At 44.2% G+C, this 12,482-nt stretch carries 12 protein-coding genes and 2 pseudogenes; 12 read left to right on the top strand and 2 right to left on the bottom strand.

Annotated features, from left to right (window positions below):
• Positions 1-134 precede the first annotated feature (134 nt).
• The gene (locus MKY63_RS03560) at positions 135-1,100 is read right to left on the bottom strand and encodes a nitronate monooxygenase (protein WP_036675848.1); all 966 of its coding nucleotides are present in this window, start codon (positions 1,098-1,100) and stop codon (positions 135-137) included.
• 310 nt (positions 1,101-1,410) lie between these two features.
• On the opposite strand from MKY63_RS03560, the pseudogene MKY63_RS03555 reads away from it, so the two are divergent.
• The 6 genes and pseudogenes from MKY63_RS03555 to MKY63_RS03530 form a co-directional block, all read left to right on the top strand.
• A pseudogene (locus MKY63_RS03555) lies at positions 1,411-1,599 on the top strand (sigma factor); the annotation flags it as partial.
• Between the two features lie 205 nt (positions 1,600-1,804).
• The gene (locus MKY63_RS03550) at positions 1,805-1,975 is read left to right on the top strand and encodes a hypothetical protein (protein WP_155986522.1); all 171 of its coding nucleotides are present in this window, start codon (positions 1,805-1,807) and stop codon (positions 1,973-1,975) included.
• Between the two features lie 320 nt (positions 1,976-2,295).
• The gene (locus MKY63_RS03545; protein WP_076287132.1) at positions 2,296-2,703 is read left to right on the top strand and encodes a toxin C-terminal domain-containing protein; all 408 of its coding nucleotides are present in this window, start codon (positions 2,296-2,298) and stop codon (positions 2,701-2,703) included.
• Position 2,704: 1 nt separating this feature from the next.
• Positions 2,705-3,232 carry a hypothetical protein gene (locus tag MKY63_RS03540; protein ID WP_036675845.1) on the top strand — a complete coding sequence of 176 codons (528 nt, stop codon included), beginning with the start codon at positions 2,705-2,707 and terminating at the stop codon, positions 3,230-3,232.
• Between the two features lie 947 nt (positions 3,233-4,179).
• On the top strand, positions 4,180-4,998 hold the full coding sequence (locus MKY63_RS03535) for a DUF5071 domain-containing protein (protein WP_051490879.1): 819 nt from the start codon (positions 4,180-4,182) through the stop codon (positions 4,996-4,998).
• A gap of 101 nt (positions 4,999-5,099) precedes the next feature.
• Positions 5,100-5,255: pseudogene (locus tag MKY63_RS03530) on the top strand (sigma factor-like helix-turn-helix DNA-binding protein); the annotation flags it as partial.
• 470 nt (positions 5,256-5,725) lie between these two features.
• Here the strand turns inward: MKY63_RS03530 and MKY63_RS03525 are convergent.
• Positions 5,726-6,775 carry a LacI family DNA-binding transcriptional regulator gene (locus MKY63_RS03525; RefSeq protein ID WP_036675840.1) on the bottom strand — a complete coding sequence of 350 codons (1,050 nt, stop codon included), beginning with the start codon at positions 6,773-6,775 and terminating at the stop codon, positions 5,726-5,728.
• 200 nt (positions 6,776-6,975) lie between these two features.
• Here MKY63_RS03525 and MKY63_RS03520 point away from each other — a divergent pair, with 200 nt between their 5' ends.
• The 6 genes from MKY63_RS03520 to MKY63_RS03495 all read left to right on the top strand — a co-directional run bounded on the left by MKY63_RS03520 (position 6,976) and on the right by MKY63_RS03495 (position 12,441).
• The gene (locus tag MKY63_RS03520) at positions 6,976-7,974 is read left to right on the top strand and encodes an ATP-binding cassette domain-containing protein (RefSeq protein ID WP_051490878.1); all 999 of its coding nucleotides are present in this window, start codon (positions 6,976-6,978) and stop codon (positions 7,972-7,974) included.
• The gene (locus tag MKY63_RS03515) at positions 7,974-8,636 is read left to right on the top strand and encodes a methionine ABC transporter permease (protein ID WP_036675839.1); all 663 of its coding nucleotides are present in this window, start codon (positions 7,974-7,976) and stop codon (positions 8,634-8,636) included. Before MKY63_RS03520 ends, MKY63_RS03515 begins: the two co-directional genes overlap by 1 nt.
• A gap of 24 nt (positions 8,637-8,660) precedes the next feature.
• Positions 8,661-9,515, top strand: a complete 855-nt coding sequence (locus tag MKY63_RS03510; RefSeq protein ID WP_036675837.1) for a MetQ/NlpA family ABC transporter substrate-binding protein — start codon at positions 8,661-8,663, stop codon at positions 9,513-9,515.
• Between the two features lie 83 nt (positions 9,516-9,598).
• Entirely contained in the window at positions 9,599-9,976 is a 378-nt protein-coding gene (locus MKY63_RS03505; RefSeq protein ID WP_036675836.1) for a tautomerase family protein, read from the top strand.
• Between the two features lie 20 nt (positions 9,977-9,996).
• Positions 9,997-10,992 carry an aldo/keto reductase gene (locus MKY63_RS03500; RefSeq protein WP_051490877.1) on the top strand — a complete coding sequence of 332 codons (996 nt, stop codon included), beginning with the start codon at positions 9,997-9,999 and terminating at the stop codon, positions 10,990-10,992.
• Positions 10,993-11,013: 21 nt separating this feature from the next.
• Entirely contained in the window at positions 11,014-12,441 is a 1,428-nt protein-coding gene (locus MKY63_RS03495) for a Sapep family Mn(2+)-dependent dipeptidase (protein WP_036675834.1), read from the top strand.
• Positions 12,442-12,482: the final 41 nt, after the last annotated feature.

Below are 12,482 nucleotides of genomic sequence, written 5' to 3'. Positions count from 1 at the left end.
TTTAGTTAAATACAACACAAAAGCTTATTAAATATAACTAAATTTGAGTATCAAGCGAAATGAAAAACCACTTATGCTCGGAAATCCCAAGCTTGCTTAAGTGGTTAATCGTGCTTTTGAATCTTATAACAACCTTAAGTTGTCGGGTTCAATGCCCCTTGATACTCATCCATTAAATTGTCGATAATCTGCTGTACGGACAAAATCTCTTTAATCTCATGAACTCTGGACCCAGCAAAAACCAATCCGTTCTTAACATCTCCTCTAAGGGAAGTGAGCAGGGATTCCATTGTACAGAAGCGATGTGAACAAACCTTTAGACAATTATAGCATTTGACTATCTTTAATTTGGCATCATCACTGATCCGGTCCGTAAATTCATTCCGGATCGCTCTACCTTCTAGACCCACAGTAGACTTGATTAGGACAGTATCTCCTTGCTGAGCATCTACATACTTTTGCTTGAAGGCTAAGGGAGCATCACACTCAAGGCTAGCCACAAAACGGGTACCCATTTGAACACCAGATGCGCCGATCCGAAGGGCTTTTGCGATATCATCCCCTGTTAGAATTCCACCCGCAGCAATAACAGGAATCGAAACGGCCTCTAAGACTTCAGGAAGGATATCAAACATGGATCTGTCTGTACCTAAATGCCCTCCAGCTTCGAACCCTTCCACAACGACTGCGGAGGCACCAAGTCTTTCGGAAATTCGGGCTAATTTGGCGGATGAAACAATAGTTACGACAGGAGTACCATATTCTTTACCCCAAGCATAAATATCTCTAGAAATTCCGGCTCCGGAAATAATAAAGTCAACCTTTTCCTCCAAAGCAATCTTCATTTTTTCGGCAAAGTCCTTCACTGCGAATAGTACATTCACACCGATGTAGCCATTCCCTTTAGAGAGTTCTCTTGTTTTGCGAATATGCATTCTCAGCTCATCAGGAGTGATCCCTGTACCAGAGATGGTGCCGATCCCGCCTGCATTGGCTACAGCAGCGGCTAGTCCACTTAAGGATATGCCTACACCCATTCCACCTTGAATAACAGGAACTCTCGATTTAATATGTCCGAATTGGATTGTTGGAAGTTTCAATTACACACCTCTTTTGCAAGTTGTTGACATTATTAATACTCCTCTAGAGTAATAAGATATATCGTAACACAGCTAATTCTTTCCCGGATGTGACTGTAAACATGCTCAAACTATGTTAAATATCATGTCTTTCAACTGTTTTCTTTAAGTTGTTGATATCAAGTGAAAATTTAAGAAAACGAAGTGACTATTAAAAAAAGGACAATGAATAACAAAAAAAAGAGCCATCCATCCGGTAAAACCTTCATACTTCTATCAACGCTTTTCTATCAAGAAAGTGGATTTTGACATCGTATCGTGACCACAACCTCAAAAATTCGATAATGCCGGAGAAGACATGGAGGACTTAATCTCCATCGGAACCATTGGCTTGATTAAAGCCATCGAGAGCTATCGTCCGAACAAAGGAACCAAACTGGCCACATTTGCAGCACGTTGTATTGAAAACGAAATCCTAATGCACCTTAGATCCTTAAAGAAAACGCGGAAAGACGTATCCCGCGGCTGTCCTCGCAGTGGGCGTCATCCAGTTTTCCGCTGGCGAGAGGCTTGGCGTATTTCAACTGTTCAGCGAATACGGGTCAGAACACTGGCTTGCAAGCAAGCTTGTTGCTGTTAGTCTGGCAATAGTGCTTTGTGTTATTACAAGTATTTTGCTGTGCCATCGGCATTATTACAAGCAATATGGATAGGAGGGAAGAGTGGTGCGAGGAGCTGAGCTAAAACTTACCGCGGTTGAACTTCTTGCAGATAATGGTCACCTGCTGCTAGGGAATGTGAATCTGGCTTTGCCGCCAGGCTGGTATGGTCTGGAGGGAGCCAATGGCAGCGGAAAAATAGCATTGCTCAAAGCGATAGCTGGCCTCGGCCTCTAACTGGCGGGCAATGGAGACTTTTCTACCCTTATTATTTGCAAAATAATGTATAGGGCGGTTTTTAAATGAGGATACGTATGAAGGGCAGATTGATAATCCGCTGACACTGAATTTGTATACGTATGTGGAGAAATCCGTTAACTCATGTCGATCTAACAGGACACTATACTGAGAACCAAGTGGATTTGATGCTTACAACAGCTTGAATTGCTGGGAGTAAATCACAACTCTATTGGGATATTTGTAGCGATCTTGGTTCATCAAAACCTATTCAATATTTAGATGAAAAGGGCAGAAAGCAATGGCTGAATCTCTTTAATATGGCTACATCAGCTGAAAGTAGCAAGGAACAGGTTACATCGGCAAAGAATCAATTAATGAGAGATTATGGAAGAGTCCAAGCTATGGACGATGCTATGCTTGGCGCTGCTTTAAGTCTATTTGCCGGTGGAAGTAAAGATAAAGTTCTAAAAACTCAAGTAAGCGGTAAAGCCTTAAGAGTAATAAATAAAGAAACAGATATGTTAGCGGAATATTTGGGTTTTACAAAGACGAAATTAAAAATTAAGGATAAACCAGTGTATAAAAATGGTAAACTCTATATTGTCCAAGATCTTGATTCGCATATCGAAGGTATATGGAAAATGGCTACAAAACCAGAATATTTAGCTAGTAAAGATACTCGTTTGGGTACTTATGATGCGTTATTAAATAGGATTGGAGATTGAAATGTACAAATTCTTTTGGAGGATTACTAAATTTGACCCAACTAATCGTATAAAAGGAGTGTATAAAAATGAAGAATGGACTTCAATAAGTGAAGTGGGAAGAGTATTTTCAGCTGAGAAATTCCTGTTAGAACATTATTTGGAAACTGAATCATTATATATAACGGCTATAAATTTAATAATGAATGAGAATAACTTAAACACAATTCAAGTAGTAGATCTAGAAAAATATTATTTTGACGTGGAGAAAGCTGAATTCCGTGACATCTACACTGACGAGATGAAAAGTGTTTATAACAGTGTGAAAAACGGCGACTATATCTCTATGTATGAATTGAAATTACTTTCTCAATTAATTTTAAGAGAAAAGATTTGGTGTAAATTTCAAAGTAGGGAGATGTTTGTTCACTTTGGTTTTGATTATTACATGTATATTGGGAGTGTGAAGGAATGTAAAGATTCTTTAATAAAGATCAGTAGTTCAGGTTTATTTGTTGAGAGTTTTGAATCACCTTATTTGGAAGAATAGTAGTGCTTTAGCCACATACGAGTGTAATAACTCTATGTGGCTTATTTTTTGTAATTTAGCATTTGACATTCTGAGTATGGCGGTGGTTGAGATCATAGTTATGATGCTCTAAATCGTCTAACCTCCGTCTACGATGCATTAAAGCACACACGCTTTACGTACGATGGGAATGGTCAACTTGCGAAAGTCACAGTGCAAGATAAAGGTGGAACGGAGTTTTGGAAATACAGTTAATAAAATTATTAGAGAGACAGCAAAAGCGCAGCGTGCAGCTGAAAGATCAAGGAATGTAGCAATTCGTGAGCAATAAAGGAATTTAAGGCTGCAACGTCAATATGAATGTGAGAATGAGAGCATGCCATTAAACAGTCGATACGTGAATAAAAGGCATATGAAAAAGAAGAAAAAGCGCTATACATAGAAGGACGTAAAGAAGAAACTAAAGATAATAATGAAGAAGTTCATTACCGATTAAATGAATTTAAATCCATTATTAGTGAAACGCTCAGCCTTGATGACAAAATTTCTTTCGAATCACTGTACAAGAAGGATGATTATCCCGAGTTTGTTGAACCTTACGTTAAGCCACTTCCGGCTAATCCCTTACCAGTGAGAGAAGGCTTCTTTGCAGGAGTTGCTATGGAAGCCTCTTATGTGGAAAAGGTACTTGGCCTCGGGAAAAGAAGCGCTTCTAAGATCTATTGAAACAGCGAAGAATGCATACCACTATGCCCTTAATAATCATGAGTCTATTCAAAATAAAATAAATGATTTAATTACGGGAAATACCTTATTTCCGCAAAATATCCATATAAAAACAAATGCTAATAAAGTCCATACTATTTAACAGAAATACTTATGAAAATATCAGTTCCAGTCCAAGTTCAAAAATAGTTTTAAATTTGATTGAAAAATGAATTTTTTACCAAAAAGGGAGGGAATCAATTATGGGGAATTTACCTCTAAGTAAAATGGATTATGAGAGTATTAAAAAATTAAAGCAATTAAATAAAAATGATCTTTTAGATCTGATTGAAGGGTTATCGATATATTTAAAGGATAGGAATTTTCCTATATTTGAAGATGTTGTGGATTTATTACTTAATTTTAATAAGGAACTTATTCCACTCATCAATAGAATATTCGAAGGGGAGGAAAGTGATTGGAAATTAAATGTTTTAGAATATTTATTGCCTCAGTTTCCTATTGGAGTTCTTATTGAACTAGAAGTCAGTTTAATCAAGCTTGTTGAAACCCCAACTACATTAGATAGGGAATTAGAAGTTGATATGGCTGCTAAGGAAGTGTTAAAAAAACTCAGGCTTAAGGATGGAGCCGACCCTATCAATATGATTTTAGGTAGGAGGATAAAGATGGAGATCAAAAGATTAATCCCGAAAGATAAAATGGATATCGAGTCAGTAAATAAATTAAAAGCATTGGATATAAATTTAATTAAACCGATTATTCCTGATTTATTAGAGTGGACCGCAGATGCAAATTGGCCTACTTCAAAAGAAATTGGGAAGTTGCTGCTTCCGTTAGGCAAGGAATTAATTCCTCATCTCAGGAAAATTCTCGCTTCTGATGACGACTGTTGGAAATATTCAATACTTGTAAAGTTGGTTATAAATCTACCGAAAACTGTATTATCGGAGATGGAAGCTGACCTTAAAAGATTAGCCTTTAACCCAACTGAACGTGAAAAACAAGAATTAGTCGACGAAGAAGCAGCCGATATTTTATCACTTCTATATCAAATATGAAGAGTACTGAGGAGTGTTTTCCTATATTTCAATATGCAAGGGCACGTTTATTGTTTTATCAATAAATGATACTCTTGTATTTTGAAAATATTCTAGATAATATTGTCTTTGGCCAATTTGGATTGGATACAGGTGGGGAAGAGCGGACGCAGCGGGAGATTGCTAAGGAGTTGGGGATCTCGCGGAGTTATGTTTCGAGGATAGAAAAAAGGGCGCTGATGAAGCTGTATCATGAGTTTTATAAGGCTAAGCGGTAGGGTCTTAGATAATAACTAAATAATCACTATTGAGTGTTTTAGAAGCGACTTGCCAATAAGGGAGTTGCTTTTTTGTTAAGAAAAGTAAAGAGCAGTGAAAGTGATGATATTTCAATGTAGAGACGGACTAATGGGTTTAATAATCAAAGTTTAACAGTCGAACCGAAGGAGATATTAAAGCTCAAAAAGAATGGGGATTAGGCAACTTGTTGATGAGATCTCTAAGAGGATTGTTTAACATAAAAATGGACAGCATGTACTTGCTTTATCAATAATGTGGAATTAACTAGATATATATGTAAAAATAATTAATTTCTTTTATAATGTTCATTTGAGGTAAGAGGTTCGCTTGAGAAGAAATTCAGAAGACCGGTAAGAACAAAGACCAAAAGTATTAATAAAGAATTTATTAGTATTGGAGTTCCCGGAAAAACAACACAAGTCCGGAGAATGAATCCGGATTGTGTCGATTATAAAGGGCTGGATGAATGGAAGCCGCTATAGCTGGTGGAAGACTCACGTATAATCAGCTGAGGCGGAATAATAATTCTGGTAGGTTCTGACTGATCGCCGTTGATTCGTTTGAGCAGCAGCTTGGCAGCCTCGCTTCCCCATTTATCCTGGAATACGGAAACGCTGCTTAGACCAGGCTTGGCAGTCTCCGTTTCCTGTACATTGTCAAAGCCAACGATGGCCATATGTTTCCCGGGCGTACGTCCTTGCAACTGCAGGCCGATCATGGCGCCCAGGGCAATGACATCATTGTTGCAAAAGCAGGCGGTTGGCGGATTGTTTAACTGCATCGCCTCTTGCACAGCGCGGGTGCCGCCGTCACGGTTGATCGGGCTTGTAATGATTAGAGCGGGATCGATCTCCAATCCAAATTGCTGCAGGGCTTGGCAGTAACCGGCAAAACGCTCCTTGTAGGATGTGTTTCCCTGAGGGCTGCCGCCCAGATAAGCGATGCGCCGGTGCCCTTGCTCGATGAGATGGCGCACGGCCATTTCGGCTCCCAGCCGATAATCCGTCCCGACATAGTCGGTATTCACGGTATCAACCTCACGTCCAATCAGCAGCGTGGGGATGTTTAGATTTTGCAATTTGGTGAACAGGGCGGGCGATGTAGAGGCGACAGGAGTCATAATAATGCCGCACACACGGTGCTCAAGCATTGTTTCCAGCACACGCTCCTGCTTTTCGGTTGATTCAAAGCTCATGCCCAGCAGCACATTGAACCGCTGTTCGTATAGAACATGCTCAATATGCGTCAATATATGTGGATAAAACGGATTTTCGATATCAGTGACAATAACGCCTATCGTTGAGGAACGCTGTAATCGAAAGCTGGCGGCTACGCGATCATATACATAGCCGAGCTTTTCCATGGAGTCCAGCACCTTTTTGTGTGTACTAGGTTTAATGGATTTGCTGCCGCGAACGACAAGAGAGGCGGTTGCTCTCGAAACGCCGGCATCATCGGCAACATCTTGTAGTGTAACTCTTTTTTCTCTAGAAACCACAAACTTATCCTCCTCTCAACTACCTTCCAGTATATCATAATTCATTTGACAGAAAGGTTTAAAAAATAGTGTTGACAGGCTACTGTAGAGCTGATAACATAAATCAAAGTAAACTGATAGGAATTGTTTTAGGTTGAAATTAGATCGATCTAATTTATTTAAAAAAAGCATTTTCTGGGTGCATGAAAGGAGTGGATAGGATGGTCGGACAACTGGAGGGCAAACCTACGGAGCTTGTCGGTTCAGGCATAGAAATTCGTGATTTATTTAAATCATTTGGAGGTAGGGAGGTTTTGTCTGGTATTAATGTCAACATTACGGACGGGGATATTTTCGGACTTGTTGGGGTGAGCGGCGCGGGCAAGTCAACGCTTTTGCGCTGTATCAACGGTCTGGAGACCTTTGACCGCGGCAGCTTGCATGTCAACGGAGTTGAAATCCGCAGCATGCGGGGAGCAACACTACGCAAGTTTCGCAGCAATATCGGCATGATCTTTCAGCATTTCTCTCTGCTGGAGCGAAAAAATGTGTATGACAACATTATGTTTCCAATGAAATGCTTTGGCTACAATAAAGCGGTGGCTGATGCGCGCGTGAAAGAGCTGCTGCAGCTCGTGGAATTGACAGACAAGGAAAAGGCACTGCCGCGCGAGCTTTCCGGCGGACAGAAGCAGCGGGTTGCCATCGCCCGGGCGCTTGCTATGAACCCACGCATTCTGCTTTGTGATGAAGCGACAAGCGCACTTGATCCCAACATCACCAAATCCATTCTGGGTCTGCTCAAAAAAATTAACAAAGAGCTTGGCATCACCATTGTCATTGTGACGCATCAAATGGAAGTGGTAAAAGAAACTTGCAACAACATCGCGGTGCTTAGCAAGGGTCAGTTGCAGGCTGCCGGAGCGGTGCAAGATATCTTCCTGGAAAACTCCGGTCATCTGAATGATTTCCTGGGCGCACATGAAGTGAAAACTGGCGAGGATAACATTCTGTTTGAGCTTATTCAGCGACCAGGTCAGGAAGACATGCTTTCCCGCTTCGCCTTGTCAACAGGGGTGCCGTTTGAAGTTGTATGGGGCGGACTGGACCGTTATGTGGACAGTATCGCGGGGTCGTTCACCTTATCGGTCAGCAGGCAAGATTTTGACAAGGTCAGGGCCTATCTGGAGCAGAGCGGCATGGAATGGAGGAATTTGTAATGTATCAGTACGATTACCAGACTCTGCTCGATAAAATCATTTTTCCGGGGCTGCGCGATACGCTGATTATGTTGGGCGGCACCGTTGTGACCTGTACCCTGTTCGGTTTCATCTTGGCACTCATTCTCATTACTACAGATGCCAAAGGACTCAGGCCCAACCGAGCAGTCTACGAGACCTTCAGCGCAATCATTAATGTGCTGCGTTCTGTACCCTTTATTATTCTCATTATTACAATAATTCCGTTAACTCGCTTTGTTGTGGGGACGACCATTGGTACAACAGCTGCCATTTTCTCCATTACCATTGTAGGCTCTCCGTTACTGGCGAGATTGCTGGAGGGCTGCTTTAAGGAGGTGAATCCGAGTCTGATCGAGGCTGCTAGGTCATTTGGCGCATCCGATTGGCAAATAACATTTAACGTTATTGTCAGTGAGGCGATTCCATCCATCATTTCAAACTTAACGATTGGTTTTATTTCGTTGCTGGGCTTTACAGCTATGGCAGGGACCGTTGGAGCCGGCGGGCTGGGGGCAGTTGCGCTTTCCTATGGCTACCAGAATTTCAATGACACGATTATGTACACAACCGTTGTTATTTTAATTGTTATTGTTCAATTTATACAACTGGGCGGGAATATGTTGTACCGCAAGTTGAAATAAAACATCAGAAATGAGGGGTTTTACATGAAAAAACAGGCAACTGCCAAGCTGATTCTGATCATGACCACTGTCATTGTGCTGCTGGTCGGATGCTCTCAGTCATCCAGCTCATCCTCCGACGCACAATCGGATGCAAAGTCCCAAAAAATTGTGATTGGCGTGATTGCCAGGGAGCAGCCGGATATTGATTATGTGGCCGAAAAGCTGAAGCCGGAAGGCTATCAAATTGAGACGCAAGTCTTCAATGACAATATTGCCTTGAACAATGCGACTGCAGACGGCAGTATCGATGCCAATTATTTTCAGAATGAAAAATATATGAACAGCTTCAATGAAAGCAACGGTACAGAGTTGGTCGCTTATGGCCCGAATATTTATACAACACCGGTGCTGTTCGTATCCAAGAAATACAAAACTGTGGATGAGCTGCCGCAAGGAGCGAAGATCGGCATTGCCAACGATTCCGCCAACAGGGCGCGAGAACTGCAACTATTGGCGGACAATGGGCTAATCCAATTGCGCGAGGGTATTGACCTGCCAACAGTACTCGATGTTGTCGAGAACAGCAAGAAGCTCGAATTCGTTGAAATTGATCCGCGCAGCCGCGTAGGGGCTTTTGCTGATCTGGACGCCATGACTGCGCCGGCTATTACGGTAGCTCAAATGAATGATCCCCAGGTGACGATTGATACGGCGCTGCTACAGGAAACACCTGAGGTGTACAAACAATATGGCGGTATTTTGCTGGCTATTAAGAAAGGAACTGAAGAGAAGAATAAGGAATGGCTGGATGCTATCGTATCGGTGATGACTTCGAAAGAATATTCGCAATGGCTGCTGGATACGTACAAGGGAGTCAAGAAACCGTATAACGAATAATGCATCCTGAGTAATGGGAATGCGGAAATAAGCAAAGCGTTTGTCTGAAAAAACTAACTATAATGATAAAGGAGTGCTGAACCATGGCAACTGTATTGGCATACGCAACGACATCTCTGAAGGAAGAACAAAAGACAAAATTGGTAAGTGAGTTGGGCACGGCAGTAACAACGGGTCTTCGCCTGCCTCCGGAGCTAAGAACTATCTCCTGGATCGAACTTCCACAGGCATCGACAACACCTAAGGACTTTTATGAAATTACATTTTTTGTATACACCGCACCAGGAAAACCAGTTGAGGCGAAGCGGGACTTGGTTCGTAATCTGCAGGAGACTACGGATCGGGTGCTTTCCGGCTTGCAGGTAAAAACGATTGTCATCATTAAAGAACACGCCGATGAAAATGTGGGTGTAGGTGGGCAGCTCCGGCTGGATATTGTTGCTGCACAGGCGAATCAATAAAGTGGGAGGATACAGTCACGATGAGATATAAGGAGATTGGACAGAGCGGCATACAAGCCTCTGTCGTTACTTTCGGCGCTTTCGGTATTGGTGGAGGATTCCAGTTCCCAGATACCAATGATACGCAATCGATTCGCGCCATTCATGCCGCGCTGGATCTGGGCATCAATATAATTGATACTGCCCCGGTTTACGGCTTTGGGCACAGTGAGGAAATCGTTGGGCAAGCGATCAAAGGCCGGCGGGATAAGGTCATTATTTCGACAAAATGCGGCTTGTGGTGGGGTGACGAGGAAGGCAGTTATCGTTTTACCTGGGACGGGCATCGCGTGAAGCGGAATTTGAGCCCGCGAACGATTCGCATGGAGGTGGAGCAAAGCCTGAAGCGGTTAGGGACGGATTATATCGATATTTACTATACACATAATCCGGCGATGGAGCCTTTTCTAACACCAATTGAAGAAACGATCGAGGTGCTGATGCAACTGAAGCAGGAAGGCAAGATTCGCGCCATAGGCGCGTCCAATTGCGAGCCGCATCACGTGCAGAGCTACATCGATTATGGTGAAATCTCAATCGTGCAAAAAAAATTCAATATGCTGTCCAGAGAACCCGAGCAGGCGATCCTGCCTCTGTGCAACGAGCACCAGATTAGCTTCCATGCGTATTCGCCGCTGGCGCAAGGGTTACTGACAGGACATATTCGGCCTGATCATGTGCTGGAGCCGAACGATCCCCGCCAGAACGATGCCTGGTGGCATGGACGCAACCTGAAGCTGGCCACTGAGTTTGCCGGCGGTCTGGTTGAGATCGGAAGTGAATATGGGGTTAGCGCCAGTTCTATTGCCGTAGCCTATTTGTTGAACAAGCATGCCAATGTCAATGTGATTTGCGGCATTCGCAAGGAAAAGCACCTTCATGAGAATATTGCCGGTGCCGAGGTAGTACTGCCGCCAAATGTCATAGCTGAGCTGGATTTCCGTCTACAAAAGCTGGAACTTGTAGCCGAGCTGTAAACCTGAAAGGGGTGAGCGATTATGACCAGTATGGAGCTGGACAAGCAGGTTGAACAGTTTCTAGCCGATCATCAAGCGGCGATTCTCGAAGATATCAAACGTCTGATTCGTGTGCCGAGCGTGGGCACCACCTTTCATCCGGATAGCCCGGAGCCTTTTGGTGCCGAATGCGCTGCTGTATTGCGTGAGGCGGAGCAGTTGGCCGCGCGGGAAGACTTGTCGGTAACGGCTTTTGCTGGCTATGGCATTAAGGTGCAGCTGGGAGACAGTGAGGAAGGCATCGGCTTGTTCGCCCATCTGGACGTGGTGCCCGCAGGGCGGGGCTGGAGCTTTCCGCCCTTCTCCCCGTTCGAGAAAGATGGGTTTCTATTTGGCCGAGGTGCGATGGATAATAAATCGGCTGCTGTGCTTGCGCTTTATGTACTGAAGTTTTTCAAAGAGACCAACGTGCGGCTGGATCATAATGCTTATGTATTTCTGGGCGTCAACGAAGAGAGCGGCATGCGGGATATCCGCTATTTCCTGTCCCAGCATCAGTCGCCGTCCTTCGGGATTGTTGCTGACGCTTATTATCCGGTATGCTATGCGGAAAAAGGGATTGTGCGAGCCGATGTGACTGGAAGCGCGTCCGACGACAGGTTGCTGTCCTTTCAAGCTGGCGAGGATTACAATATGGTGCCCGCCGTTGCGGAGGCCCGGTTGCGCGGATTAACCTCATACGAAGTGCAAAAGCTGCGGTCGGAGGGGTTTGAAGTCGCGGAGCTAGAGGGGATAGCGGTTGTTCGCGCGCAGGGTAAGGCCGGGCATGCGGCGTTTCCTGCTGGGACGCAAAACGCGGCAAGAAAGCTGGCCGGGGCGGTCCTTGCGCATGAGCTGGTTGAGGATGCTGCGGCGCGTGCTGTGCTCACTTTTTTGTCACAAGCGCTGGGTGACCCTTACGGGGAGGGGCTTGGTATCACCCACAGGGATGAAACGGGTCCTACCACCAGCAATGCCGGCATCGTAGCGTGGGATGAGGGAACCGTTCGGATCGGAATCGATGTCCGTTACGGTCTGTCGCAATCCGCGGATGCGCTGCGGGAGCAGTTGGCAGCCTACTCGCGGCAGCATGGACTGTCACTGACTGAGTGGACGGACAGTCCGCCACACTACATGGACAAGGATGACCTGATCATAGCGGCCTTATGCAGGCTTGCCAACAGTGAGCTGGGCTTGTCGCAAGCGCCCTATGCAATGGGTGGGGCAACGTATGCCAGATGGCTGCCGCGCACAGTAGCCTTCGGCCCGCTTCGCACCGATGTACAGACTCCTTTTCCCGAAGGAAAAGGGAGCAGCCATCAGCCGGACGAGGCCATGCGCATCAGCCAGATCTGGGACGCATTCAAGATTTATATTAAGGCAATTGTGGAAATTGACCAGCTGCTGAGTGACCAAGAAGAGACTGGGTGAGGTGAGCAGCGCGGCGGGTTTCAGATAAGAAAATAAATATA

It is taken from the genome of Paenibacillus sp. FSL R7-0189, from assembly GCF_037969925.1.
Classification (GTDB): domain Bacteria; phylum Bacillota; class Bacilli; order Paenibacillales; family Paenibacillaceae; genus Paenibacillus_AQ; species Paenibacillus_AQ odorifer.
The sequence above is the reverse complement of the archived record's forward strand: the minus strand, read 5'-3'. Positions and strand labels throughout refer to the sequence as shown.